Origin of the sequence: Enteroscipio rubneri, assembly GCF_963929405.1 — a bacterium.
GTDB classification, from domain to species: Bacteria; Actinomycetota; Coriobacteriia; order Coriobacteriales; family Eggerthellaceae; genus Enteroscipio; species Enteroscipio rubneri.
In genome coordinates, this window is sequence record NZ_CAWVIN010000003.1 from 368,538 (window position 1) to 394,791 (window position 26,254).

Below are 26,254 nucleotides of genomic sequence, written 5' to 3' on the forward strand. Positions count from 1 at the left end.
CGCTGCCGAACCCATACGAAATGCGAGGAATATTGTGGACTTACTCGACTACCTGGCGACAGAGTTCGCCACCTTCGACGACAAGCCGTTCAATCCCGTGGACTCCGCGGCCCTCTCGCAGTTTTGCATGGTGCGCGCCGAGGGCATCGTACCGCCGCTGCGCGAAACGGATTCGTCGGCAGCGCCGCGCCTCCGACGAACGTTCTCGGCTTTGCGCAAGCGGCAGTTGATCCAGAAGCTGAGCGATTTGGTGCAGGACCGTTCCCCGTCTTTGCGAGGAGGGGTTCGTTTTGTCGATTTCCTGCGCGCCGAGCGCTACGAGGATATGTTCACCGGACTCATTCCTGGCAGGGTGAAGGAGAACCTGGTGGCGCTGGCGGCCAGCCCGCGGTTCCGCGATATGGCCATGCGCGACTACGCAAGCCTGTTCGACGCTGAACGCCAAACCCAGTTTGCAGCTATGAGCTTCGTCCGCGAGAAAGACTTCGCCTACATCGGTTTCCGCGGCACCGACACTTCGGCGATCGGCTGGCGCGAGAACTTCAACATGGCCTGCCAAGCACCCGTCCCTGCTCAAGAGCAGGCCGCACGCTACCTGGAGGCAGTTGCGCCGAACCTGCCTTGCCGTCTCTTTGTGGGCGGGCACTCGAAGGGAGGCAACCTTGCCCTGTATGCGGCGATGAAAGCATCGCCCGCTGTTCAGGATCGCATTGAGCTCGTGTACTCCCACGACGCCCCCGGCTTCAAGGCGGGCACCTTCGCACCTGACGATTGGAATCGGCTCAGCGGCCGCATCCACCGCACCGTGCCGCAGGAATCTGTTGTGGGCATGCTCATGGAAACGCCCATCGCGCCGCACGTGGTGAAGAGCAGCGAACACGGCATCATGCAACACAGCCCGTTTACGTGGGAGGTGGCAGGCGACGACTTCGCCTACCTCGACGATGTGGCGGACAGCGCGAAGTTCACTGACGCCCTCATATCCGAGTGGCTGGCCCGCTACACCGACAGCGAGGCAGCCGCTATCGTAGACGCGCTGTTCAAAGCCATCGAGGCTTCGGGCGCCCAGAACGCGACCGATGTGTTTTTCGGCGGTGCAAAGACGGTCGCGCTCGTCACCGAGGCGGCGAAGAACATCGACGGCTCCGCGCGCGATACGCTGCTGGGCGCGCTGGGCGCGCTCGCCGAGGTGGCGGCCCGTCTGACGGCGCAAGGCCTCGCCGGCGCCGCGCAGACCGCGGTATCCAAGCTGGTGCCGAAGACGCCGAGAACGTCCAGGTCGTCCAAGCCGCAGGCGTAGCCCGCACCGCCGTCGGCCTGGGCGAAGCCCGATCGAGGCCCGCGAGCGCACGTTGCCTGCTATGCTGCGTGAGGGGATTCCAAACGAGAGGAGTACGAACATGGCACGTTATGCCGTCATCGTCGTCGACATGCTGAACGACTTCGTCACCGGGTCGCTCGGCTGTGACAACGCCAAGAAGATCGTCGAGCCGTTGCAGCGCCTATGCGACGCCGCGCGTGAGCGCGACGTCCCGGTCGTCTACGCGAACGACTCGCACCTCAAGGGCATCGACCGCGAGCTGGAGCTGTGGGGCGACCACGCCGTCCGCGGAACCGAGGGCGCCGAGGTCATCCCGGAGCTTACGCCGAAGGAGGGCGACTACATCATCCCGAAGCGCCGCTACTCCGGCTTCTTCCAGACCGACATGCACATCACGCTGCAGGAGCTGGGCGTGGACACGCTCATCGTCACCGGGCTGCACACGCACATGTGCTGCCGCCACACGTGCGCCGACGGCTACTGCTACGGCTACGACATCGTCGTCCCCCGCGAGACGACCTCCTCGTTCACCGACGAGGACTACGAGGCCGGCCTCGCGTACCTGAAAGAGGTGTACGGCGCGAACGTCTGCACCTTGGACGAGATTCCCTGGTAAAGCTCAGATTGCCGTTTGAAGATGACCGCTTCGCACGACGCGGGGCCCATCGCTGCGCTCGTGAGCACGTCGGGCAGCGCGGCGAACTGGTCGAAGTCCGATGAGAAGGCGATGATTGAAATCCTTCAGAATGCCGAACGACTAGCGTTCAGAACACGAACACGCCGTCGAAGGTAGCGTGAAGCGAGCCTCCGCGCCGCAGCCTTAAGCCGCAGGCATCTCGAGCGCTTCCACGGTCTTGTCGCTCAGCACGAACTTGAGCGGCTTCCTCGATACGGTTGCGATGAGGCCCTTCCCCTCCAGCTCTTGCAAGTACCGGCGCGCCGTCTGCGTGCTCACCTCGAGGTTCCCGGCGATATCCTTGAGCGAGGCCTCGGAAAACGCGCCGAACAGGTGGAACTGGGCCATGACGAACAGCACGTTCACAGCCATGTCGGTAAGCTCGCATTCCGATGCTAGCCGCCCCATGCACGCGCAAGCGGCGTCGAGCTGCATCCGCTTCAGTTCGATGCTCTCGATGAGCGAGTCTTGTGCCAACCTGATCAGCTCTATGATCTGCATCACGAAGAAGGTGGCTTCAGCATGGTTCATCGGACGTTCGGTCACATCGAACGCTTTGTAATACTTGCTCTTGTTCTCCGCGATCACGCGCGAAAGGGAAAGCACCGTCGTCTCCGACAACGGCTCGCTCAAATAGAGCGCCAACAGATACCGCCCCGTCCTTCCGTTGCCGTCGTAGAACGGATGGATGTACTCGAACAGGAAATGCGAGAGGATAGCCGAATATGTTTGCGGGATGTCGGGCGAGGCAACCAGCTCGATCATACGGTCGATCATCTCGACGATCTTGCTTTCCGGACCCACTCCCGTGTGAAGCGTCTTCTGGCTCGCCGACTTCACGTCCACGAGCCCGGCCCGGAACAGCTTCCCATCCGGCAGATCCCGGTCATCGATGGCGTCGGCCACCACCTTGTCGTAAATCGCCCTGATGTCGGCAGGTGTTTGAGGGTACACGTGGTTCGAATCGGTGAGCTCCAGGTAAAGGCTGGCGAATTCCCTGAACCGCTTTGCCTCCTTCGTCGGCCGCTTCGCCTCCGCGCTTTCGAGCGCCTCCTCGATCTGCCGCCGGGAGCTGTGGACACCTTCCATCTCGTTGGTGAACATGATCTCGTCCATGATGAGGCTGCGCAAGTACGCCCACCGCGCGATACCCGGCAAATCGCGCCAAAGCTGGGACACTTTGCGCTCCGCCCGAAGCATCTTCTCGTTGAGGAGAGACAGCTCGCGCGGCGTTGCCAGGAAGAGCTCCCCCGAGGACAGCTCGATGCCCGTGCGGAATGAGGCGGGGTTGTTGAGCCGCCTCTCAGCCTCGGCCTTCACATGCTCGACGCGCTCGGACGACGAGTCGGAATAGAAAAGTTTTTCCAGCGTTGGGTAGTCGCTCATATACTGATCCTGCCCGTTTGTTATCAAATACAAGCGTCATTGTACTCTCCTATTTGATCAAAATCGCGATTTCTATCAAATAGCGACAGGAAATCAGTTTCTATTTGATACCTTTCCGCACCTGCATCACAAGAACCACTCGAGGTGGCCGCAGTCCTTGCAGACGAGGACCGTGGCGCTCCTGTTCGCCCAATCGAGGTCGAGGAACGTGAGGCCCATCGTGTTGAGCTGCGCCGACCGCTCGTCGAACGCGGTGCCGCCGCAGTGCGAGCACGCCACCTGCCTGCCCGCGAACTCGTAGCCGTCATCCCCGCTCAGCCCGCGGTTGAAGCTTTCGAGAAAACCCATTCCGCACCTCCTTCGCCGGAGTCTCGCCTATTTCTTGAGTATCCGCTTCAAATACGCGGTATCCAGCAGGTTCACGGTCTCGAACGTGCCCTTGTAGAACACGGCCCAGTTGTTGAACACGCAGGGTAGGTCCTTCGCCGTTTGCAGCGAATCGACCTGGATCAACGTCAGCGGGACATCGTTCTCCTCGCAGTACCGCTGCACCGCGGCGATATGCCCGGGCACGTAGGGGCACTGGAAATCGTAGTAGATCGTCAGCTCGTCGCGCTCGATCCTCTGCGCCTTGGCGCGCGGCGCGAACGCCGGCACGGTGCCGTCGAACGACAGGGCAAGCAGCTCGTACCCGTCGTCCGTGGCGTCCACCGCCTCGAAGCCGAACTTCTTCGCGAACGATTGGTCGGACAGCCACGACTTCTGCTTCTTCGAGCCCAGCATGCACACGCCCGACTTGCCCTGCTCGCGCGCATCGGCAAGGCAGTGCTCCATGAGAGCGCGCCCGTACCCTTTCCCCTTGGACGCGCCCAACACCCAGAGGCAGTACACGTACAGGTAGTTGTCGCCCACGATGGGAACCCACGCCGTCTCAAGCGGGGCGTACTCGATGAACACCGGGTCCTTCACCTGCAGCTTGCGGAACACATGGCCCTCGCGCAGGCGGTCGGCCAGCCATCGGCGCTTCGCCTCGACGCCCGGATGGGGCTTTTTGACGCGGATGAGGCAGGAGAGGTGCTCGTCGGCGAGGTTCTCCGGCGTGAGGTTGACGAATTCGGGTTCCATGGGCATCCCGTCCTTTTTAATCGAGAAAGCGACGCGCCCCGAAGGACGCGCCGCCCGAACGTCCCCCATGGGGACTGTCCCCATGGGGGACGTTTAGTCGGTGAAGTAGCCCACGCCGCCTTCGAACAAGGGCTGGAACAGGTCGCCGGGAACGTTCTGGTACAGGCCCGCGCCGCGGCGCTCGCTGTGGCCCATCTTGCCGAGGACGCGGCCGTCGGGGCTCGTGATGCCCTCGACCGCCCAGGCGGAGCCGTTGGGGTTCACGTCCAGGTCCATGGACGGCTGGCCGTCCGCCCCCACGTACTGCGTGGCTATCTGGCCGGCGTCGCGCAGCTGGGCGAGCAGCTCATCGCTCGCCACGAAGCGGCCCTCGCCATGGCTCACCGGCACCGTGTGCACGTCGCCCACCTCGCAGCGCGAGAGCCACGGCGACAGGCTGGACGCCACGCGCGTGCGCACGAGGCGGCTCTGGTGGCGGCCGATGTCGTTGAACGTGAGCGTGGGGCAGCTCTCGTCCATCGGGCGGATGTCGCCGAACGGCACGAGGCCCAGCTTCACGAGCGCCTGGAAGCCGTTGCAGATGCCGAGCATCAGGCCGTCGCGGTTCTGCAGCAGGTCGCGCACCGCTTCCGTCACCGCGGGGGCGCGGAAGAACGCCGTGATGAACTTGGCGGAGCCGTCGGGCTCGTCGCCGCCGGAGAAGCCGCCCGGCAGCATGATGATCTGGCTGTTGTTGATGAGCCGCACCAGCTCGGCCGTGCTCTCGGCCACCTTGTCGGGCGTGAGGTTGTTGATGACGAACGTGTCCACCACGGCCCCCGCCTGCTCGAAGGCACGCGCGGAGTCGTACTCGCAGTTGTTGCCCGGGAACACGGGGATGACCACGCGCGGACGCGCGATGGTTCCGTTGTAGGTGAGGGGCGTGGCGCTGCCGAAGGACACCGGCTCCACGCGCTCGCCCTCGGCGCGGTACGGGAACACGGGCTCCAGCTGCGATTCCCAGGCCTCTTGCAGGTCGGCGAGGGGGATCGTCTCGCCGCAGGCGGCGAACTGGTAGGCCTCCGTCGTTTCGCCCAGCACGTCAACGCGCACGGCTTTGCCGGCGGCGGGCACTGCGGCGTCGTCGGCCAGCTCCACGAGGAAGCTGCCGTAGGCGGGAGCGAACAGCTCGTCGGCCGTCACGGCTTCGTCCAGCGTCAGCCCGATGCCGTTGCCCACGCACATCTTGAACAGGGCCTCGGCCGTCCCGCCGTAGCCGGGCGTCGACACGGCGAGCGCCGCGCCCTCGCCGATGAGGCACTCCACAACCGCGATGGCCTCCAGCAGCCCCGCCGCCTCGGGCACCACGCCGTCGTAAGCCGCGGGAGCAATGCGCGCCACCCGATGGCCCGCCCCCTTGAACTCGGGAGACGTCACGCGGTCGATCGACCCCACGGCCGTCGCGAACGACACCAAAGTCGGCGGCACGTCAAGCTGCTCGAAGCTGCCGGACATAGAGTCCTTGCCGCCGATGGCCCCCACGCCCAGGTCTACCTGCGCCATCAGCGCGCCCAGCACGGCCGCGGCGGGCTTGCCCCAGCGCTCGGGCTCGTCGCGCAGCTTCTCGAAGTACTCCTGGAACGTGAGGTACATGTCCTCGCGCGCGAAACCGGCGGCCGCCAGCTTCGCCACGCTCTCCACCACGGCGACATACGAGCCCACGAACGGGTTCGCCGCCGTGAGGTACGGGTTGAAGCCCCAGGCCATGCCGCTCACCGTGGAGGTCTCGCCGAACACGGGCAGCTTCGCCACCATGGCCATTGCCGGCGTGAGCTGGCGCGCGCCGCCGAACGGCATGAGCGCCGTGGCCGCGCCGATGGTGGAGTCGAAGCGCTCCGACAGGCCCTTGTTCGAGCACACGTTCAGGTCGCGCACGAGCGCGCCCAGGCGCTCGGCCAGCGTCTCGCCCTCCCACGTGCGCTCGTAGCCGCCGCCCGGCACCACATGCACGTCCTGGTGCTTGGCCGCGCCGTTGCTGTTGAGGAAGTCGCGGCTCACGTCCACGATGGTGGAGCCGTTCCACTCCATGCGCACGCGCGCCTCTTCCGTGACCTCGGCGATAGGCGTGGCCTCGAGGTTCTCCTCGTGCGCGAGCGCGATGAACGCGTCCACGTCCTCGGGCGCAAGCGCCACGGCCATGCGCTCCTGGCTCTCGGCGATGGCGAGCTCCGTGCCGTCCAGGCCCTCGTACTTCTTCGGCACCTTGTTCAGGTCGATGAACAGGCCGTCGGCCAGCTCGCCCACGGCCACGGACACGCCGCCCGCGCCGAAGTCGTTGCAGCGCTTGATCATGCGGCACGCGTCGCCGCGGCGGAACAGGCGCTGGATCTTGCGCTCGACGGGCGCGTTGCCCTTCTGCACCTCCGCGCCGCACGTCTCGAGCGATTCCAGCTTGTGCGCCTTCGACGATCCCGTGGCGCCGCCGATGCCGTCGCGGCCCGTGCGCCCGCCCAGGAGCACGATCACATCGCCCGGGGCCGGCGTCTCGCGCCGCACATGGTCAGCCGGCGTCGCGCCCACCACCGCGCCGATCTCCATGCGCTTGGCCGCGTAGCCGGGATGGTACAGCTCGTTCACCTGGCCGGTTGCAAGGCCGATCTGGTTGCCGTACGACGAATAGCCCGCCGCGGCCGTGGTCACCAGCTTGCGCTGCGGCAGTTTGCCGGGCAGCGTCTCGCTCACGGGCACCAGCGGGTCGGCCGCGCCGGTCAGGCGCATGGCCTGATACACGTAGCTGCGCCCGGAAAGCGGGTCGCGGATGGCGCCGCCCACGCAGGTGGCCGCGCCGCCGAACGGCTCGATCTCGGTGGGGTGGTTGTGCGTCTCGTTCTTGAACAGGTACAGCCAGTCCTGCTCCTCGCCGTCAACGTCCACGTTCACCTTCACGGTGCAGGCGTTGATCTCCTCGGACTCGTCGAGCCCGGTGAGGATGCCCTTCGCCTTCAGCCAGCGCGCGCCGATGGTGCCCATGTCCATGAGGCACACCGGCTTCTCGTCGCGGCCCAGCTCGTGGCGCATGGCCAGGTACTTCTCGAAGGCCGCCCGCACGGCCTCGTCGTCGATCCGCACGTCGTCGAGCACCGTGCCGAACGTGGTGTGGCGGCAGTGGTCGGACCAGTAGGTGTCGATCATCTTGATCTCGGTGATGGTGGGGTTGCGCCCCTCCTCCGCGAAGTACCGCTGGCAGAACGCGAGGTCGGCCAGATCCATGGCCAGGCCGCGGTCGGCGATGAACGCCGCGAGCCCCGCCTCGTCCAGGTCGAGGAAGCCCTCCACCGTCTCCACCATGGGCGGCACGGGCTGCTCCATGCGCAGCGTCTCGCGCGGCTCGAGAGAGGCCTCGCGCGCCTCGATGGGGTTGATCACGTAATGCTTGATGGCGGCCACGTCCTCGTCGGCGAGCGGGCCCTCCAGCAGGTACACCTTCGCGCTGCACACCTCGGGACGCTCGCCCTGGCTGATCAGCTGTATGCACTCGCTGGTCGAGTCGGCACGCTGGTCGAACTGCCCGGGCAGGTACTCCACCGCGAACACGGCCGCGCCCTCCGCCGCCGGCATCTCCAACGTGGCCACGTCGGACTGCGGCTCGCTGAACACCGTGGGCACGCACTGAGCGAACAGCTCGTCCGAGATGCCCTCCACGTCGTAGCGGTTCACCAGGCGCAGGCCTTCGAGCCGCTCGATCCCTAAGATGTCGCGCAGCTCGTGGGCGAGCTGCTGCGCCTCCACGTCGAAGCCGGGCTTCTTCTCAACATACACGCGAGAAACCATGGTCCCCACCTTACTTCATCGAATCCTGCGATTCCACTGCTCGTCGATTTCGGCCTGCCGGCGTACGGCTACTTCGACGCTTTGTTCTGCTTACCGGTTTTAGCAGGCTCAGTTGAAGCGGCTTCGCGTGCAGAGGTCTCGCTCTGATCGGCCGGTTCGTCGGACGAACCCTTCGCCGCCTTTTCCTTCTCAGCCTTGCTCAACCGAAAGCCGCTTCCGAACAGGCCTCGCTTCTTGGGCTCTTCTTCCTTGGCAGGCTCGCCCTCAGAAGCTTCCTTGGCGGCGCGCTGCTGGGCTTTCTGGGCCGCACGCTCCGCCTTTTCCATGGCGCGGATGTCCTTGCTCTTGTGCTCCATCTGGTCCTGATAGATACGACGCAGCTTGCGAATCTTCATGGAATCCAGCAGCAGTGCGGCCACTGCCAACAGGTAGGTGACGGCCAGCAACACGTACACCAGAGGCGTAGGTAGAAGCTGCTGGCCGGCGAACGTGACGACGCCGCAGACGATAGCTCCGATGATGAGGCCCCACCACAGCTTGCGCATCCGCTGGTATTCGCGAGTCGGCGGGTGGTAATACTTCCTGTTCAGCTCAGCGCGCTTCTCACGCTCAAGCTTCTTGGCCGACTTGCTCTGCTGGTTGCCACCGCCTCCGCCGCCGAAGAATCCCTTTTTCTTGGGCTTCTTCGTCGACTGCACGCGCACCGTTGCAGCGGCCTTGGTCTTCGGCTTTGCCGACGCGGCGCTTTTGCGGGTTTTGCCCACATGCTCGTCGGTCTGATAACGGTCGTTCATGGGGTTGCGTTGGGACATGGTATGTTGCTCCTTGTTGAATGCTTTTGAACTTCGCAGGTCTCGCAAAGTCAGCGAGAGGCGCCGAGGTGCCCGGGATTGGCGCGAAAGCTTTGCGAAGCGTGCTTGCGCACGTGGGCAAAGCTTGGAGCGCCGAGATCGGGTGCCTCGGCGCCCCGCAGCGTCGAGGAGTTCCGCTTGCCGCTAGACAAACGGAACAAAAGTCCGGCCCGTGATCTTCTCGTAGGCCTGGATGTACTTCTCGCTCGTGCGATCGATGATGTCCTGGGGCAGGCGGGGCGGGTTGCCCTGACGGTCCCAGTTCGCGTTCAGCCAATCGCGCACAAACTGCTTGTCGAAGCTGGGCTGGTCCTTGCCCTCGGCGTACTCGTCGCCCGGCCAGAAGCGAGACGAGTCGGGGGTCAGCACCTCGTCGGCCAGGATGATCTGGCCATTCAGACGGCCGAACTCGAACTTCGTGTCGGCGATGACGATGCCCTGCTTCTCGGCATGGTCGCGCGCCGTGGTGTACACCTTGATGGACAGGTCGCGCAGCTTGGAGGCGTCGTCCTCACCGATGATCTCCACGAGGCGCTCGTAGCTGATATTCTCGTCGTGGTCGCCTATCTCGGCCTTCGTGGACGGCGTGAAGATGGGCTCGGGCAGCTTCGACGAGTTCACGAGGCCCTCAGGCAGTTGAATGCCGCACACCGTACCCTGTTTCTGGTACTCCGCCAGTCCGCTGCCGGCCAGGTAGCCGCGCACGATGCACTCGGCGGGGAACATGTCGGCTTTTTTCACCAGCATGAAGCGCCCGCGCAGGTAGTCGGCGTACGGCTTGAACTGCTCGGGCAGGTCGGCCACGTCGGCGCTGATGAGGTGATTCTCCACCACGCCGTCCAGCAGCTCAAACCAGAAGCACGACAGCTGCGTGAGCACCGCGCCCTTGTGCGGGATCTCGTCTTCCAAGATGTAATCGAACGCTGAGATGCGGTCCGTCGCCACCAGCAGGAGCCTGTCTCCCAGGTCGTACAGATCGCGCACTTTGCCTTGCGCGTCGGGTGTGATGTCAATTCCGGCCATGCTGGTCCTTTCGTTGCTCTCTCAACAACTCCGCATGGCGCCCGCCCCTGCGCGCGCCATATCCCATTATCGTCTATTTCTGATCTTTGCGCGACTTTCCGCGCGATTTCTGCGCCTTCGGGGGACGTACCGCTTTCTGATCCTCTCCCGTGTATAGCGGGATGTGGATGGTGAAGCAAGCTCCTACGCCCGCGCACCCCTCCACCTGCACCCAGCCATGATGCCGGTCGACGATCTCTTTCACCACCGAGAGTCCGATGCCCAACCCTCCGCTCTCGCGCGTGCGCCCCGCGTCGGCGCGCCAGAATCGCGAGAACACCATCTTAGCTTCGTCAGGCGTAAGGCCGATGCCCGTATCCTCCACCTGGATGGCCGCCATGATGTCGCCGCGACGTACGCGCACCGTGATATGCCCGCCTTCTGGCGTATAGCGAACCGCATTCGAGATGAGGTTGGCGGTAGCCTGGCGGATCATATCGGCATCTCCGAGCACCCGCACGTTGCGCTCCATTTCGTAGGTAAGCGTGAGATTCGAATCCGCCACGAACGCCTCATGCGTGGCCACGATGCCCTCGATAAGCTCGCCGACGTCCACGACTTCCGTCTTCATGGGAGTTGAACGGTTTTCGAGACGCGAGAGCTTCAAAATGGCATCGACCAGACGGCTGAGACGCTGCACCTCAGAGTTCACCGTTTCCAGCCGCTCCTCGTCGGCCTCGAACACTCCGTCCACCATAGCCTCCACGGTGGACTGTATCGCCATGAGCGGCGTGCGCAGCTCATGGGCCACGTCGGTGGTCAGCCGGCGCTCAAGCTCGCGATCGCGCTCAATGGAATCGGCCATGGCGTCGAACGTCTCGCCAAGTCGCGCGATTTCGTCTTCGCCGTGCAGCTCCGTGCGCGCAGACAGATCGCCTTCCTTGATGGCTTTGGCGGTTCTCGTCATGCGGTTGATAGGGCTGACGAGAGCACGGGCGAACAGGAACCCGATGCACGAAGCAAGCACGATGGCCAGCACCGTGGCGAATACCATAGCCTGGTAGGAATTGTCGCGGAACTCCTCGTCTGCCGAGCGCAACAGGGTTTGAGATCCGAGCACCCACACATTTACGGAGCCGACCGCTCTGTCATCGTGCTCGATGTTCGCATAGGCGAACTGGCTGTTCGAAGAAGGCTGCGGGGCGAGCGATAACCTTCCCGCGTCCGACCTCCAATCGCTGCCCGACTCCCCCACCTGGGTGGAGTCCCAAATGAAGCCGCCTCCGTTTTGGCGGATGGACACGCCGATACCGCTGTTCATTGTTGCCGCATACTCAGCGGCGGCAATCACGCGAGGGTCGTCGAGCGTGCCCGTCTCGTCGTAGATTTCCTCGATGTTCCGCGCGGTCGATTCCGCGAGAGACTTCATGTTCTCCTGCGTGTACGTTTGGAAGTGCTGCTCCCACACGAATGAAAGCACGCCGATGGCCACAAGAGCGGTCATCGCGGCAACAAACGCGAATGCCGCGGTGACGCGCGTCGTATAGGTGAAGTTATCCCACCGCAGTCGCCGATGCGTGCGCTTGCGTTTCCCGGCCTCGTCGCCGGCGGGAAGGACAATGGGGCCGGTTGCACCGCCGTCGGCCTCGACCGTCACGCGCTCAACGCCGCCCGAGCGCTGCCTCGATTCGCACGAGTCCTGCCCGTCAGCAGGATCCTGTCGCCTCGCTTCCTCCACGTCGGATTACTGGGAAACCTTGGTGGGGTCCTCGAAGCGATAGCCCACGCCGTGCACGGTGTGCAGCCATTTCGGACTGCGCGGGTTGTCGCCAATCTTCGCGCGCAGGTTCTTCACATGGCTGTCGATGGTGCGCTCATAGCCCTCGAAGTCGTAGCCCAGCACCTTCTCCACCAGCTCCATGCGCGAATACACACGTCCGGGGTAGCGAGAGAGCGTGGTGAGCAGCTTGAACTCGCTGGCGGTGAGGTCGATTTCCTCGTTGTTGACCAGCACTTTGTGGCCCGACACGTCGATGGTGAGCTCGCCGAACTCCAGCACTTCGCGCTGCGGCTCCGAATCGGCGTGCACGCGGCGCAGCAGGGCGCGAGCGCGGGCCACCAGCTCGCGGGGGCTGAACGGCTTCACCAGGTAGTCGTCGGCGCCCAGCTCCAGGCCGATGATGCGGTCTTCCACTTCGCCCTTCGCGGTGAGCATGATGATGGGCACGTCGGAGTTGTCGCGGATGGCGCGGCAGACGCGCTCGCCCGGCACGCGGGGCAGCATGAGGTCGAGGATGACCAGGTCGAAATGGTGCTTCGAGAACTCCTCGAGCGCCTCCTGGCCGTCGCCGACCGCCGTCACCCAGTAATTCTCACGCTCAAGATAGGCCGTCACGGCGTCGCGGATGGCTTTTTCGTCTTCAACCAAAAGGATGCGTCGTGTTTCGTTGCTCATAGGGTCACTCCTCAAGCTCGTCGTCTTTCCGAGTTCTCACGGAGCCCGCTCGGCCCGCTTCCTTCCCTGTACAGGCCAGCTCCGAGCGCATAGGTCGTGTTTGCGTTTATTGTAGCAATTAGACTCGAACGGGCTCGAACCTGTGCGTGAAATGACACAATAAACACCATGGTAACCCGCAGATCAACACACTCTCATCACGCCAAATCGCACTCGTCGGCAGCACGACGCGCCAGCCGGAGGTCGGCCTCTGCGAACGGCTCACTGTACGCCGGCGGCAGGACGGGCGGATCCCACGGCGGTCACGTCGGAAACGTCGCCGGACTGGGCGGCGCAGCATCGGGTGGCGGCCGGAGGGGCGAAGCGCCCAGCGTTGGTAACGTCGCCGGCTTAGGCGGCTCGAGGGGCCCGCGTCCAAGCGGCGCGCATCGACGTCCAACCGGCGGAACCGCAGACGGGCCCAACGGGCGCGGATCGACGAGTGTGGGCGGAACACATCGGGCGGCGGGAGCACGCAGCCCGAGGGCAGCAGGCGGCTCAAACGGTCCCGGCGGCGGCTTGGGAGGATCCGGCGGCGGCTTCCACATCCCTACACCGAACGGCGGCGATGTGCTGCTCACAAGGCGCCACTTCCTTTTCGGCGCCTTGGGCGTCGGGGCCGTCGCGGCCCTTGCCGGCGGCGGCTCTGTCATCGTCGACCAGATGCAGAGCGCCTCGTCCGACGACCTGACTGTGCTTACGGTGCCTGAAAGCTCCGTCACCACCTCTGACGCTTGCTCGGAGGTCGATGCATCGGAGCGCATGGCACTCGCCGGCAGTTTCGAGCTGCCTTACGGGACGCTCGTCTGGGCGAATGACGATGATATCGCCGCCTGCCTGTTGCCCACGGAGCAGTCGAGCCCTATCGCCCAGGTGGGCTTGCTCGCCCTCGGTTCCGGTTCGTGCACCACGGTGCTCGAACAAGCTGTCGGCACCGCCGAGGGTTTTGAAATCTACGATGTGCGAGCCACATCGGAAGGCGTGATCTGGACGGAAGCGGACATACTCGACGGCACGTGGCGCATCTACACCGCAACCTCGGACGGGTCGAGCATCGGCGAGCCGGCATTGGTTGACGAAGGCGACGGCGAATGGCAGACGCCCACGATCGCCGCCGTGGGCGATCGGGCATTTTGGCAGGTGCTGCCCCGAATTGACGGCAGCAAAAAAACCGAGGGCTCCACGCTCAAACGCGCGACCATGGGCGCATCCGATGCCGAAATCGCCTTCACGTCGAACGGCCGTATGGCCACGCCTCCCTACGGTTTGGCAGACTCCGTCGTCATCTCGCCGCGCACCGACACGTCTTCCATCCATTACCAGCTCACGCGTCTCGACGCACGCACGAACGACGTGTTGGACACCATGGCGCTACCGACATCGATGCGGCCTCTTGAAGCCGGGTACGGGCAGACGGGCTTTTTGTTCTCGTTCGACGCTATCTACAATTACGGCGGAGGCATCGCGAACCTGGGAACATACGCTCCTACGGTCACCGTAACCGAGGGCAGCTACAGCGACGTGCCTTGGTTCCGGTTCAACCGTACGCCCACCGCCGCTCCCGCCTGGTGCGGATCATACCTTATGGTGAAGTCCACGCTCAACGTGTGCGGCATCGACTTGAATGCGAACGAGAGCTTCCGCTTCGAAATCGAAAACGGCGCGGATGATTACGGCGAGTACCTGGCCACTACCGGCGTGCACGACAGTATCGTCACGTTCACGAACGTCGATGACAACCCGGTAAACGGCGAGCCGCGAAAATGCTGCGTCGTGAAGGTCTGGAAGCCGCTCGCGTAGTGCCGATCCCCTGGGAGTGGTTGCAGCCTTTCTTAGAGTGCACGTCGAACGAGACCGCGCCGAGGCGCGGTCTCGTTCGAATCGTTTGCCTTGTTAGCTGTGCGAGCCTATGGCTGTCCGCTACTTACCCTGCAACACCTTGAGCGGCGTTGCTTCAGTGACGGCGCCTTCCTCGATGGCAGCCTTGATTTCGTCGTCGGAATAGCCGAGCTCCTTCATGACGTCGGCCGTCGCCGAGCCAAGCATGCCAGTGGGCTCGAGCGCCAGCGAATCGTTCAGCTCGAACTGCACGGGCGCCGTCGGGCACCAGCGGTCGCCCTTCGGATAGGGAACCGGGGCGATGTACTCGTTCACGAGAGCGTTTTGGTCCTCGTAGACGTCAAGCGGCGTCTGTGCGGGCTCGCACGGCATGTCGTTCTCCTTGAACATCTTCAACAGCTCTTCGCGGGTGAACTGAGCGAAGCCGTCGTCGAGGATCTTGGTGACTTCGGGGGCGAGGCCCTTGTCGTTGACTGTCTGGCACACTGAATAGTCGGGGTGCTCGGCCAGCTCTTCGCGACCGATAAGTTTCATGACGCGCGGCCAATCGCGATCGTATTCGGGCAGGCAGAGCACCACCCACTTGTCGTCCTTCGAATGGAAGACGTTGTTGAGCGGATTGTTGACCTCCGTCCTGCTCTTCGGGTACGGGTTGCCGTACTGAGCCGACACCATGCCCGTCGACAGCGCGTAAATGCCTGCATGCTGCAACGCGCAGGTAACGTAGTCGCCCTCGCCGGTCTGCTCGCGACCGATGTAGGCGGCCAACAAGCCCGCTGCCAAGAACATCGACGCCTGGAAGTCGCCGTAGCCGTTCGTCGGAATCATGGGGGCGTCTCCCCTGTTCACCGTGGTGCCGAACACGCCGCCGCGCCCCATGTAGCACGTGACGTCGAAGCCCGCCGCATCCTTTTCGGGCCCCTTCTTGCCGTAGCCAAGTCCATGCCCCATGATGAGGCGCGGATATTTCGCATGGAGGCTCTCCCAATCAAGGCCCATCTTCGCGAGCGACTTCGTGCGGTTGTTCGTGATGAAGATATCGGCGTCGGCCAGCAGCTTGTGCATGACCTCGAGGCCCTTTTCGCTCTTGAGGTTAAGCGAGACGAAACGCTTGTGCATGTTCGCCATGTCGAATCCGAGGTTCTCATCGTCGCTCGCCGTCATGCCGAAAACGACCGCCTGATTCACGCGCCCGGGATCGCCCTTGGCCGACTCGACCTTGATGACGTCGGCTCCCCACTCTCCCAGCACGCGACCGGTCGTTGGCGTGGCGAGGAACGTGGTCAGATCGACTACCTTAACGCCTTTCAGTGGCAACATGGCTACCTCCCTGATTCGTTGAATATTGAATCTTGCACGAGCATCATCCCCGATGCAAACCGGAATCCCAGCTTCAGGATGCGCTTGCTTTCATTGTGCACCTTGGCAAGCGCGAGAGTCAAATTTGCTGCGACAATCGGGGGGATCTGCCCAAATCGAAGCGCGACAAGCGCTTCTGCAACGGTGCCGCGCCAGACTCGGATCCTCTGCGCAACCTTGAAGCTTAGAACTCCAACTCCTTGAGGCGGTCGAACACCACGTCTTTGCGGGTGAGGAAGTCCCAGGGGTCGAATATCTCGTCGAGCACCTCGGCCGAGAGGTTCGCTTCGAGGTCGGCCTCGAGGTTCTCGCGGTAGGTGGGGCCGTCCACGGCGTTCTGGATATCCTCCCACACCTTCATGGCGTTGCGCTGCACGATGACGTAGGCGTCTTCGCGGCTGATGCCCGTGTCCACGAGCGCCAGCAGCACCTTCGAGCTGAAGATGAGGCCTTTCGTGCGCCACAGATTGTGCTCCATCTTGGCGGGGTAGGTCTGCAGGCCGTCGAGCATCCACTGCATCTTGCCGAACATGTAGTCGAGCGCGATGAAGCTGTCGGCCAGCGCGACGCGCTCGGCGCCGGAGTGGCTGATGTCGCGCTCGTACCACAGCGCCACGTTGTCGAAGGCCACCTGCGCGTTGGACTTCACGGTGCGGGCCAGGCCGCAGACGCGCTCGGCCGTGATGGGGTTGCGCTTGTGCGGCATGGCGCTGCTCCCCTTCTGGCCCTTCGCGAACGGCTCCTCGGCCTCGATGACATCGGACTGCTGCAGCAGGCGCACCTGCATGGCGATGGACTCCAGCGTGGATGCCGTCACCGCGAGGCCGGCCATGACCTGGGCGTGACGGTCGCGCGCCAGCACCTGGGTGGACAGCGGGTCGGCCTCAAGCCCCAGGCGCTCGCACACGAACTGCTCGACGAACGGGTCGATGCTGGAATACGTGCCCACGGCGCCGCTGATGGCTCCCGTGGCGGCCACCTTGCGGGCCTCCTCCATGCGCGTCTGGGCGCGCTTGAGGGCCCAGGCCCAGCTGCCGAACTTCATGCCGAACGTCATGGGCTCGGCATGGATGCCGTGCGTGCGGCCCACGCACAGCGTCTCCTGGAACTCGAAGGCGCGGCGCTTGCACGTCTCGCCCAGCTGCTTGATGTCTTCGAGGATGATGTCGATCGCCTGCGTGATCTGGTAGGACAGCGCCGTGTCGCCCAGGTCGGACGAGGTCATGCCGTAGTGCACCCAGCGGCTGGGCGGCTCCTGCCCCTCGGGCACATCGGCGTCGATGTACTCGGCCATGTTCGTGGTGAACGCGATGACGTCGTGGTTCGTCACCTTCTCGATCTCGTCTATGCGCTCCACGGTGAAGTCGGCATGCGCGCGGATCCACGCGGCCTCCTCCTTCGTGATGCCGGACTGCCCCAGCTCGGCCTGCGCCTCGCACGCCAGCACCTCGATTTCCTTCCAGATGTTGAACTTGTTCTCAAGCTCCCAGATGGCGCCCATCGCCGGGCGCGTGTAACGGTTGATCACGCTGCTTCCTCTCCCGCTGTTTTTCGACGCAGCTATGATACCACGCGCCATGGCGGAAAGCGGATGCATGCGAGCGCCTTGCGCCTTGCGAACAGACGCAGTATCGGCAGATTCCACCATAGGGAGACTTGCGGAACCCTACAGCCCCTTGAAGAGCGCCCGCACCTCGTCGAGCACGGAAGCATCAGCCACGACGACGGCCTTATCGCCGGGAAACAGCACCGTTTCCTCGCTCACCACTTCCACGTCGTCTTTGGTGCTCACCGCCGCGATCAGGCTGTTGTCGGGCATTGCAATGGACGACGCCAACACGCCTGCTTCATTCGAGTGGTGGCGCATGCGAGGTACGACGACCTCCGACAGCAGCACGTCACCATGCGTGAGCGACGAAGCCACGCTCACGCTGCCAAGCAAGGTTTCCTCCTCGATGAGATTGGCGATGAGCGTCGTCGACGATACGCATTCGATGCCGACCTCCTTGAAGATGCGAAGGTTTTTCGGGCTGTTCACACGCGCAATGCAGCGCGGCACGTTGAACACGCGCTGAGCGATCTCGCACGATACGAGATTGTTGTCGTCTTGGCCGGTGGTTGCTACGAACACGTCGGCGCGACGGATGCCCGCATCCTCTTGATACTTCGAATCGCATCCATCGCCGTGAATAACCAAGTAGCGGCCCTCCAGCACCACCGAAAGCCTGTTTGCAGTGGTGAGATCCTTGTCAATGACAGCCACATCGTTGCCGCTTTGCAACAGCACCGAGGCCAGATACTCGCCGACTTTTCCGCCGCCCGCAATGACGATGTACATACCGCATCCTTTCGTGACGGGCGCAGGACGCCCTCATCCGGAGGTCAATCTTGAATGTACTTCGAGAACGACTCGATCAGCTCATGGCGCACGCAGGCGAGCACCGAGTCGCCGTTGTAGAGGATGGAATCGCGCGTAGGGATAGAACTTGCCGAACCATCACCGCGCTCGAACGCGATGATACGGATATCGTGGTCGCGCTCCAGCTCGGAGACGCGTATAGTACGTCGGTCCATCCACGTGAGATCGAGGGAAAAGCGCAATACCTCGAACTCGCCAAACGTATCGAGGTGCGATCCATGGCCTGATACGATCTTGCTGAATACATCCTCGGCCACGAGCGAGGTTCCGCACACGTAGTCGATGCCAAGCTGCATATAAGCGCGTTCGTGATCGGGGTTGTACAGGCGCGCGATGACATGCGGCACGTCGAACAAGCGGTTCCCTACCTCGGCCACCATCAGGTTCGTGTTGTCGGACTGGGTAACCGCGGCCATGACGTCGCAATCCTCGACGCCGGCCTTGATCAGCGTCTCCTCGTCAAAGCCCACACCTTGCACGGTGGAGCCGTTGAAGGAGCGGCCGAGGTTCGCGAACGCGTCGGCATTGCGGTCGATGACGCACACGTTGCTGCCGTTGTCCGAAAGCATGTTCGCCAACTGAGATCCTACGCGGCCGCAGCCGACAACGATCACGTTGTTCATGCAAGTCCTTTCATAAGGCGCCGAGCGGCGCCGCCTATGCTGTGTGCCATAGCATACTGCATATGCCGCACACGATGCCAGCGCCGGCATCGAACGGCAACGATCGCGAAAGACGCAGAATGCAGCCGCCTATGCTGCGTCCGCAAGAGAGTACCGCCATCATGCGCTGCGTCCGCAAAGAAAAACGGCAGCCGAACGACCGCCGCATACGCAAGGCCTCGCGCACAAAGCGCTAGATCATCTTCATTTGGGAGAGAGTGTCTTTGAACCAGTTATCGTAGTTCGGGGGGCAGTACTTCTGAGCGTTGCCGTATGAAATGGTGTAGCCATACATAGACGCGAGGCCAGCCACATGGGCGTTGATAGCTTCTTCCCAACTCGACCAACCAGATTGGCCCCAGCCCCATGCGTTGTAGGGCTTGAAGCAGTTCTCGCCCTTCGAGCTTTCGGTGTTGGAAATAGCGGGCGACCAGCGCGGATCCACGCTATTGTTCCAGGCGGCCTCCGCAAACACGGCCCCTTGTCCCGCAAGAGGCGATCCAGCCAGGTAGGAATCGATACGAGAGGTCCACTCGGCAAGGAAAGCATCTTTGCCAACCGACCAGTCGACGTCGCCAAGGGAGCCCATGGCCGATTCGGCCGACGTCTGCCGGGCGGCAGCCTTTGCCTGCTCGGCCGCGGCGATGCGCGCCTCTTCCTCGGCACGGGCAGCTTCCTCGGCAGCGATGCGCGCGGCTTCTTCCTCGGCCTCAATAGCGGCGATGCCTTGGGAAATATCGCGCGATGCCGTTTTGGTAAGCGACTCGCTCGCAGACGTGTCGGAGATAGGGGAAGACGCCATCGCATCCTCGTTGGAAGCGGCGACGTTCGATTCGAGGCCAAACGATGCGGCATCCTGAGAGGCTCCACTACCCGCGGAAGCGAAGCCGATGCCGATGCATCCCGCCAGAATACTCGAAGCGCATCCGACTGCGATCACCCGCGCGGCGAAACTCGATTTCCGTTGTTTGAACCGCTTCTGTGCCAAAACGTCGTTTCCCTTTCAGACCACAGCGCAGCACCCCAAACCGCCGAAGCGGTTGACAGCGTGGTTTGTTGTAAGGGAGGTTGCTGCCGGAATGGGCGATATGCTGTTGTGACGACGTCCATTTTAGCCGAGCGGCGGCCGAATATCAAAAAAGTGTGAAGAGGTGGTTCACGGTTTGTTCGCTTGACAAATCGCATTTTCCCAAAACTGCAGATGGCTCTGCACACGGAAAACATGGCAAACAAGCGAACGAACTATGCATCGTCGGCAGGCGGCATCCTGACTGAATCGAGAAGCGAACGGCAATCCGAACGACGCCCGGATGAAAAGGCTCAACCGAAGAAGGGAAACCGGTATTCGCGGCCGTACGGAGCCATGAGCACGAGCTCTCCCACGGGTCCCGGCACTCCGAACAACAGTAATCCCGCCGCGCAGAACACCGCGAACACCAGTGATGCCGCAAGCTTGAGGACGGACGATTTAAGAACGCAGCCCAGAACGAAGCACCCGAGCGCGATACAGAGCAACGGCCATACATGGGCGATCATAACGCCGATCGTGCGCCATGCGACGATGCCCAGGCTCATCGGCATCAAGGTCGCTCCGACGCAGAACACCACGAATCCGCCGGCGAACCCGTCCAGACGCCAACCCTCGGAATCGGGGAGCACCATGCGCAGAATGCCCAGGACAACGAGCACAAGCGGCCAGAACTGCCACCAGGATGCGCCGAGGACAAACTCGGATGCAAGCACGCTCACGCCAAGGGTCAGCAGCAACGATCCGATCAGGAGCGCAGTCCTCACGTGAACGTCCGCAGCCTCCCTGCGGTCGGACTCGTCGCGCTGGGGCGCGGGAACCCGCTCCTCTTGGACGGGCGCCGTATGCCGCGCAGACGCAACCTGCTGCGGGGCGAATCCCGGCGCAGCGGTATCGGGATAGGAGGGTACGTACGATCTCGGAGGGGCCGGCGCTCCACCCGGCATCGGCCGCGACCGAGCCATCGCCGGCGGCGGCTCGGGAGGCACATGCCCTGCACCGGGGTAGCCCGACAGGGAGCACCCCGTCATCGAGGCGGGAACGGACGGACGGGGAACCGCGGATGGATGTGATTCCCCGCAATCGACAGAGCCGTACGTGTCCGAGCGCACCGCGTGCGGCTCGACGTCCAAAGGCGCGAATACCTCGGGGGCCATGGGCACGGCGATCCATAAACCGACGTAAGCAAGCGCCAGCACGCCGCCCGAGGCAAGCGTCAGCACGATCGCCAGGATGCGTACAACCAGCGGGTCGACGTTGAAATACTCGGCGATACCGGCGCACACGCCCGCAATGAGCCTCTCGCGCGATCGATACAGCCGCTTCTCGTCTGTCACGCTTCCTCCTGATCGTGCCTTTCGAGAACGTTTTCCTCATCCGAACCGGACATGCGCTCGACCCGGATGGTCATAATGCGGCGGCGACGCATCTCCTGGATCTTGAAACGGTACCCGTCGAATTCGAACTCGTCGCCAGTCTGGGGAACCGAGTCGAGCATGCTCATAAGCCAGCCCGCAATGGTTTCGTAATCGTCGGAATCCCGAACAGGCCACCCGAGCTCTTCCGCCTCTTCAACAGGGAACCGACCGTCCACGATCCAAACGCCATCGCCCACCTGCTTGATGAATGGATTCTCGCGATCCGTTTCGTCCTCGATCTCGCCGACGATCTCCTCCACGATGTCCTCGATCGTTATTAAACCATCGGTGCCGCCGTACTCGTCAACAACGATAGCCATCTGTTGACGTTTCGTTTGCATCTCGGCAAGCAACGGGAAGATGTCCTTGGTCTCGGGCACGAACATTGCCTGATACGCGTATCCGACGATCGGGTCGTTCTCCTTGCCGTCCATGAGGGGTCCCACGAGATCCTTGTAATGGACGATGCCAACGATCCGATCGATATCCTCGTGGTATACGGGTAGGCGCGAGTAGCCCGTCCCGCGCATGCGATCAACAGCCTGGCGCACCGTGTCGTCGTCTTCGACGAGGATCATATCCACACGCGGCTGCATGATCTCGCGCACCGTCATGTCGCCGAGGTCGATAATCTCGTGGATCATGCGCTTCTCGTCCTCGAGCAGTTCGTCGTTGTCGGCGACCATGAACCGAAGCTCGTCTTCCGATACGCTCTGGCGCTCGTCGGCGCTCTTAATGCCCAGCAGGCGCGACAATCCATTCGCAGAAGCTGATGTGAGCGCTACGAGCGGCGACGCGACTTTCTGGAATATGGCGAGCGGCCCGGCGACAGCCTTGCTCACGCGCTCTGCATCAGCCAGCGCAATGCGCTTGGGCACGAGCTCGCCCACCACGATGCTCAGATACGACACGGCCAGGGTGATAAGAACAGGCGCGAGCGCAGGCGCGGCGAAGGACAGCCATCCAATGCCGAAGCCCGACAGCCATGAGGCGAACGGTTCCGAAAGATTCGTTGCCGCAGCAGCCGACGCAAAGAATCCCACGAGCGTGATGGCCACCTGGATAGTGGCGAGAAGCTGTCCTGAATCGCTCGCCAGATCGAGCGCGCGTCGAGCGCTCTGATCTCCCTCGTCCGCATCCTTTTGCAGCAGCACATGCCTGACGTTGACGAGGGCCATTTCCGACATCGAGAAATACCCATTGATGAGAACCAGCACGAACGTGACGACAATACTGACCCAAACTTCCATAGGTACTGCGTTCAACTCCTTCATAAGCGGTGGACGGCGCCGTCTACCTCCCTTATCGACGCCTGCGCCCGGCGACATCGGGCCTCCGGGGAATCATGGGGCTGTCATGCCCGCGCGCTCTTGCACGCGGCCGCCTACATGACGTACAACATGATTGCCAGGAATTGCAGAATGCTTCCGGCAAGGACCCAGAGATGGAATATCGAATGCATGTAGGGCACCTTCTTCAGAACGTAGAAGATGCACCCGATTGAATAGCAGACCCCTCCGCCCACGAGCAGCCATAGGCCGGGAGCGGGAATGGCTTGAACGAGAGCCGGCAAAAACCAGATGACGCACCAGCCCATGAGCAGGTACAGCACGGCCGACACCCAGCGCGGGCGAAACACCCAGAACGCTTCGCACGCAACCCCGACGAGAGCCACAATCCACACGAACGCACACAAAGCCGTCCCCCCGGCATCGGCAAGCGAGATGAGGCAGAAGGGCGTGTAGGAGCCTGCGATGAACAGGTAGATGCAGCTATGGTCGAGAATCTTGAATATCTTCTTCGCTCGCTCGGCGGTGAAAGCATGATACAGCGTCGACATCGTGTACTCGAGCAGCATCGTGAAGGTGTATACGAGCGCAGCGAACAGGTACACTCCGCCACCGTCGTCCAGAGCCCGCGCGACGAGCACGGGAATGGCCGCGATGGCAAGCAGCACTCCGAGACCATGCGAGACGGAGTTGGCCACCTCCTCGCCCGCCGTGTACTCGCGCACGCTGTGCTTCGTTGCGGCACGCGCTGAAACACCGGGAGTTCGATGTCCGTTCTCATGTGCATCATCTTCGGGCTTGAGCTGCGACGGTACCCAAACCGAAGGCGGGTGCGCCAATCCGCTAGACTCAGCCGATCGTTCGGGAGCAAGACTGCCCCGGTCGGCGCTCGAAGCGCCCCGCTTTTCGGTTGTCGCAGATTCGTTCATACTCGTCACTCTATCATAGTTCCCCGCGGCTTGATCCATTCGAGCCAGGCGGCCGCATCCTCTTCTCGAGCATCGATGAGTCTGATGGTCGTGCCTCCGATGCCCGCCGCCGTCCTCACGTTGATTGTAGCCGTACCGGCACGGCGCTGGAACGGATTCGTCTTCGTGTAGCCGAACTGTATCTTCTTGCGCGGGAAGCTGATGGTCTCGCGCGAGAAGCCGCCGTTGCTCACCTGCATGAAACGGCGATTGTACGCAAAACCCGAACCGCGATACCACAGTACGGCTCCCACCGCGTCCAGCGCGAACAGCACAAGGCACAGTGCGTAGCCGATGATGGCCCCCATGTTCGCAAGCCACACGACGAACACGTCCTTGGAGGAGGAGGACGATCCCATGAGCGCATTGATCGAAATTTGAGCGACAATGACGACGACGGCAAGCCAAAAGCCCGATCCCTGCAAAATACAGCGGCGGATGAGGGCGCGGCGCAACGCCACCCGCGCGACTGGCGTGTTCTCGGCCGGTACGTCGGAGAACTCGGGAATGATGCCCGCGAGTATCTCGGGCACGCGGCTGAGCTTCACGAACGGATGGATGACCAGTCCCTGCTGATTGAGGCCGTTTTGCTGCTCCTGCCCTTCCTCGGCAGCGTCTATCTTGCCAAGCGAAAGTTCGCAGTATCCGAGCAGACGGCGAACGAAGCCCTGTTTCACCACAACGGACTGCACGCGGTCGACATCGACGCCTTGGAAACGATGCTGCAGAAGACCGTGCTCTACTTCGATGCGGTTCGAACGTCGACAGGCGCGAAACCCACCGTAGGAAATACAGGTGCCCACAGCTGAAAGCAACCAGAGCACCACAGCCGCCACCACGAACGCGGCGATGCCGGCTGCCACGATGTTGCCGCCGAATAGACGCGCGCCAAACGTGGTCACATTTCCCACCATCGGTTCGAATGCTCCGAACAGCAACGGCGCGATCTCGCCGGCGAACTGCGCAACCGCACCGAAAATGCCGAGGACCACGACGATGAACGCCGTATTGTTCGAGAGCCCCGTAAAGACGAGCTCCTTGTTGGACATGCCGTATTCGAAGGTGACGCGACCGGTATCGACGGCGGCCCCTCCGAACACGCCGCGCACATCCTGCCAGATCTCGGCGGGAGCGTCCAAGACGTTTCCGTCGGCCACGCCGGCGCCTGCGTGCGCCGCAGCGGTTGCGGTTGGCACAGGGCCACCTTGAACCGCGATGCCGCTCTGTACGGCTGCCTGATACTGCTTGCGGGCGAACAGCTCGCGCCGCAGCTCCTCAGCCTTCGTCTTCTGCACGTACGGGACGGTGACAGCTTTGTTCGACGCACCGCCTGCCGTGTCGATGCTGACCGTGCACACGCCGAAGATGCGCTGCAGCAGCGTCGCGCGCTGGTCCACCGACTGGATGCGCTGATAGGGAACGTGGACGCGCTTCTTGTTGAAGATGCCGCGGAAGAGGTTGAACTCCTCGGGGCCCAGCTCGTAATAAAGATGCTTGTACGCGACCACCTGGTAGGCCGCCGTCAGCCCGACCACCAGAACGAACACGAGCACGACGCCGCCGATGATGAATATGAGCATAGGGAGGTCACCGCGCGTTATCGATTCCCCATCGGCCAGCGCGCCCACGATAGCCGAGAAGCCGGAGAAGAACATGATGACAAGCACCATGAACGCCGTGCTCAGGCTGCCGAGCCAGATATAACTATGGTGCACATGCTGACGCTCCGGCTGACCGAAAGGCGCTCCTTGCTGGCCGGCAGACGCAGCCGCAACGCCGATCGGAGGAAATCCAGGCTGAGATTGCGCGCCAGGTTGAGGCGGCAACGGCATGCCGGGCAAGGGCTGGACGCCGGGCTGATAGCACGGTTGCGCGCCGACCGGCATGCCGGGTTGGGATTGCGCGCCGGGCACCGGTTGAAGCGGCATGCCAGGCTGGGGCTGAGGCGTGACGGGTTGGGGTTGGGGCGGCATGCCGGGTTGACCGAACTCGCCGGGCTGGTGCTGCTGATGCGAATCCGTCATCACACGTCCTCCTGGGCCAAACGCGCAAGCTCGGCTGCACGATCGCGCAGCTGTTCAGCTTCTTCCATGCCAAGACCGGGTATCTCATGTTCGCCTGCGGCTGTAGCCACGGTGACGCTCGACAGGCCGAACGCCCGCAAGACAGGTCCTTGCCGCGTATCGGTGTTCTGAACGCGAATGAAGGGGATGATAAAGCGCTTGCGCCATATGATGCCGCGCGCGATGTCCAAATATTCGGGAGACATCTCGTAGCGCCACCGCACATACCGGATGGGCGGCAACACAACGAGCCATACGACCAGGGCGACGACGTAGGCGATCGCAACCGCAGCCAATACGATGAATATCCAGCCCGCAGGCTCCGCAACCGCCGCGATGGCAAACGGGATGAAGCAACCCAGGAACACGACGGTGAGCCAGATTGCGTCGTTGATGCGCCACACATTTTTGATCTTCGGATCGAGCTGGTTGGTGGGCAGGTCTCTCATAATCGTCCTTCGATCGCCTGTTTTCAGATAATCTAGACATACTACCAGAGCCACCGGACATGATTGAATCCGCTCGCGCATTGTCGCAAGGATTTT

At 62.9% G+C, this 26,254-nt stretch carries 21 protein-coding genes; 3 read left to right on the forward strand and 18 right to left on the reverse strand.

The window, feature by feature from the left end; all coding sequences use genetic code 11:
• Positions 1-34: 34 nt before the first annotated feature.
• Together ABGT83_RS08825 and ABGT83_RS08830 are read left to right on the forward strand one after the other, a co-directional pair.
• Positions 35-1,300 (forward strand): Mbeg1-like protein, encoded by a 1,266-nt coding sequence (locus ABGT83_RS08825; protein ID WP_346687085.1) that lies wholly within the window; start codon positions 35-37, stop codon positions 1,298-1,300.
• Positions 1,301-1,400: 100 nt separating this feature from the next.
• On the forward strand, positions 1,401-1,937 hold the full coding sequence (locus ABGT83_RS08830) for a cysteine hydrolase family protein (RefSeq protein ID WP_103264716.1): 537 nt from the start codon (positions 1,401-1,403) through the stop codon (positions 1,935-1,937).
• 204 nt (positions 1,938-2,141) lie between these two features.
• On the opposite strand, the gene ABGT83_RS08835 is transcribed toward ABGT83_RS08830, so the two are convergent.
• From ABGT83_RS08835 to ABGT83_RS08870, 8 genes are all read right to left on the reverse strand, one after another.
• Positions 2,142-3,383, reverse strand: coding sequence for a Fic family protein (locus ABGT83_RS08835; protein ID WP_103264715.1), 1,242 nt, complete (start codon positions 3,381-3,383; stop codon positions 2,142-2,144).
• 126 nt (positions 3,384-3,509) lie between these two features.
• The gene (locus ABGT83_RS08840; protein ID WP_096227435.1) at positions 3,510-3,731 is read right to left on the reverse strand and encodes a DNA-binding protein; all 222 of its coding nucleotides are present in this window, start codon (positions 3,729-3,731) and stop codon (positions 3,510-3,512) included.
• 27 nt (positions 3,732-3,758) lie between these two features.
• A complete protein-coding gene (locus ABGT83_RS08845) occupies positions 3,759-4,508 on the reverse strand; it encodes a GNAT family N-acetyltransferase (RefSeq protein WP_346687087.1) in 750 nt (249 codons plus the stop codon).
• A 93-nt stretch (positions 4,509-4,601) separates the two neighbouring features.
• Positions 4,602-8,318, reverse strand: a complete 3,717-nt coding sequence (locus ABGT83_RS08850) for a phosphoribosylformylglycinamidine synthase (RefSeq protein ID WP_346687089.1) — start codon at positions 8,316-8,318, stop codon at positions 4,602-4,604.
• Between the two features lie 68 nt (positions 8,319-8,386).
• A complete protein-coding gene (locus ABGT83_RS08855) occupies positions 8,387-9,130 on the reverse strand; it encodes a hypothetical protein (protein WP_346687091.1) in 744 nt (247 codons plus the stop codon).
• Between the two features lie 183 nt (positions 9,131-9,313).
• Positions 9,314-10,192 carry a phosphoribosylaminoimidazolesuccinocarboxamide synthase gene (locus ABGT83_RS08860; RefSeq protein ID WP_103264711.1) on the reverse strand — a complete coding sequence of 293 codons (879 nt, stop codon included), beginning with the start codon at positions 10,190-10,192 and terminating at the stop codon, positions 9,314-9,316.
• A gap of 73 nt (positions 10,193-10,265) precedes the next feature.
• Positions 10,266-11,828, reverse strand: a complete 1,563-nt coding sequence (locus ABGT83_RS08865; RefSeq protein ID WP_187143283.1) for a sensor histidine kinase — start codon at positions 11,826-11,828, stop codon at positions 10,266-10,268.
• Positions 11,829-11,915: 87 nt separating this feature from the next.
• Positions 11,916-12,626: a response regulator transcription factor gene (locus tag ABGT83_RS08870; RefSeq protein WP_103264709.1), complete on the reverse strand. Its 711-nt coding sequence runs from the start codon at positions 12,624-12,626 to the stop codon at positions 11,916-11,918.
• A 483-nt stretch (positions 12,627-13,109) separates the two neighbouring features.
• On the opposite strand from ABGT83_RS08870, the gene ABGT83_RS08875 reads away from it, so the two are divergent.
• Positions 13,110-14,465, forward strand: a complete 1,356-nt coding sequence (locus ABGT83_RS08875) for a Tat pathway signal protein (protein WP_346687092.1) — start codon at positions 13,110-13,112, stop codon at positions 14,463-14,465.
• Between the two features lie 120 nt (positions 14,466-14,585).
• Here ABGT83_RS08875 and ABGT83_RS08880 read toward each other — a convergent pair whose 3' ends face one another.
• The 10 genes from ABGT83_RS08880 to ABGT83_RS08925 form a co-directional block, all read right to left on the reverse strand.
• Entirely contained in the window at positions 14,586-15,824 is a 1,239-nt protein-coding gene (locus ABGT83_RS08880; RefSeq protein WP_346687094.1) for a CaiB/BaiF CoA transferase family protein, read from the reverse strand.
• Positions 15,825-16,047: 223 nt separating this feature from the next.
• Positions 16,048-17,391, reverse strand: a complete 1,344-nt coding sequence (gene purB / locus ABGT83_RS08885) for an adenylosuccinate lyase (RefSeq protein ID WP_346687096.1) — start codon at positions 17,389-17,391, stop codon at positions 16,048-16,050.
• Between the two features lie 138 nt (positions 17,392-17,529).
• Entirely contained in the window at positions 17,530-18,201 is a 672-nt protein-coding gene (locus ABGT83_RS08890; RefSeq protein WP_346687098.1) for a potassium channel family protein, read from the reverse strand.
• Positions 18,202-18,245: 44 nt separating this feature from the next.
• The gene (locus ABGT83_RS08895) at positions 18,246-18,905 is read right to left on the reverse strand and encodes a potassium channel family protein (protein ID WP_103264706.1); all 660 of its coding nucleotides are present in this window, start codon (positions 18,903-18,905) and stop codon (positions 18,246-18,248) included.
• A 232-nt stretch (positions 18,906-19,137) separates the two neighbouring features.
• Positions 19,138-19,932, reverse strand: coding sequence for a CMP-2-keto-3-deoxyoctulosonic acid synthetase (locus ABGT83_RS08900; protein ID WP_346687099.1), 795 nt, complete (start codon positions 19,930-19,932; stop codon positions 19,138-19,140).
• Positions 19,933-20,264: 332 nt separating this feature from the next.
• On the reverse strand, positions 20,265-21,308 hold the full coding sequence (locus ABGT83_RS08905) for a PspC domain-containing protein (RefSeq protein ID WP_346687101.1): 1,044 nt from the start codon (positions 21,306-21,308) through the stop codon (positions 20,265-20,267).
• Complete coding sequence (locus ABGT83_RS08910) at positions 21,305-22,639, reverse strand: hemolysin family protein (RefSeq protein WP_346687103.1); 1,335 nt, start codon at positions 22,637-22,639, stop codon at positions 21,305-21,307. The genes ABGT83_RS08905 and ABGT83_RS08910 overlap by 4 nt, the downstream gene beginning before the upstream one ends.
• Before the next feature lie 134 nt (positions 22,640-22,773).
• Positions 22,774-23,403, reverse strand: coding sequence for a PAQR family membrane homeostasis protein TrhA (gene trhA, locus ABGT83_RS08915; RefSeq protein ID WP_346687104.1), 630 nt, complete (start codon positions 23,401-23,403; stop codon positions 22,774-22,776).
• A 209-nt stretch (positions 23,404-23,612) separates the two neighbouring features.
• Entirely contained in the window at positions 23,613-25,670 is a 2,058-nt protein-coding gene (locus ABGT83_RS08920; RefSeq protein ID WP_346687106.1) for a PH domain-containing protein, read from the reverse strand.
• Positions 25,670-26,158: a PH domain-containing protein gene (locus ABGT83_RS08925; RefSeq protein ID WP_103264701.1), complete on the reverse strand. Its 489-nt coding sequence runs from the start codon at positions 26,156-26,158 to the stop codon at positions 25,670-25,672. The genes ABGT83_RS08920 and ABGT83_RS08925 overlap by 1 nt, the downstream gene beginning before the upstream one ends.
• Positions 26,159-26,254: the final 96 nt, after the last annotated feature.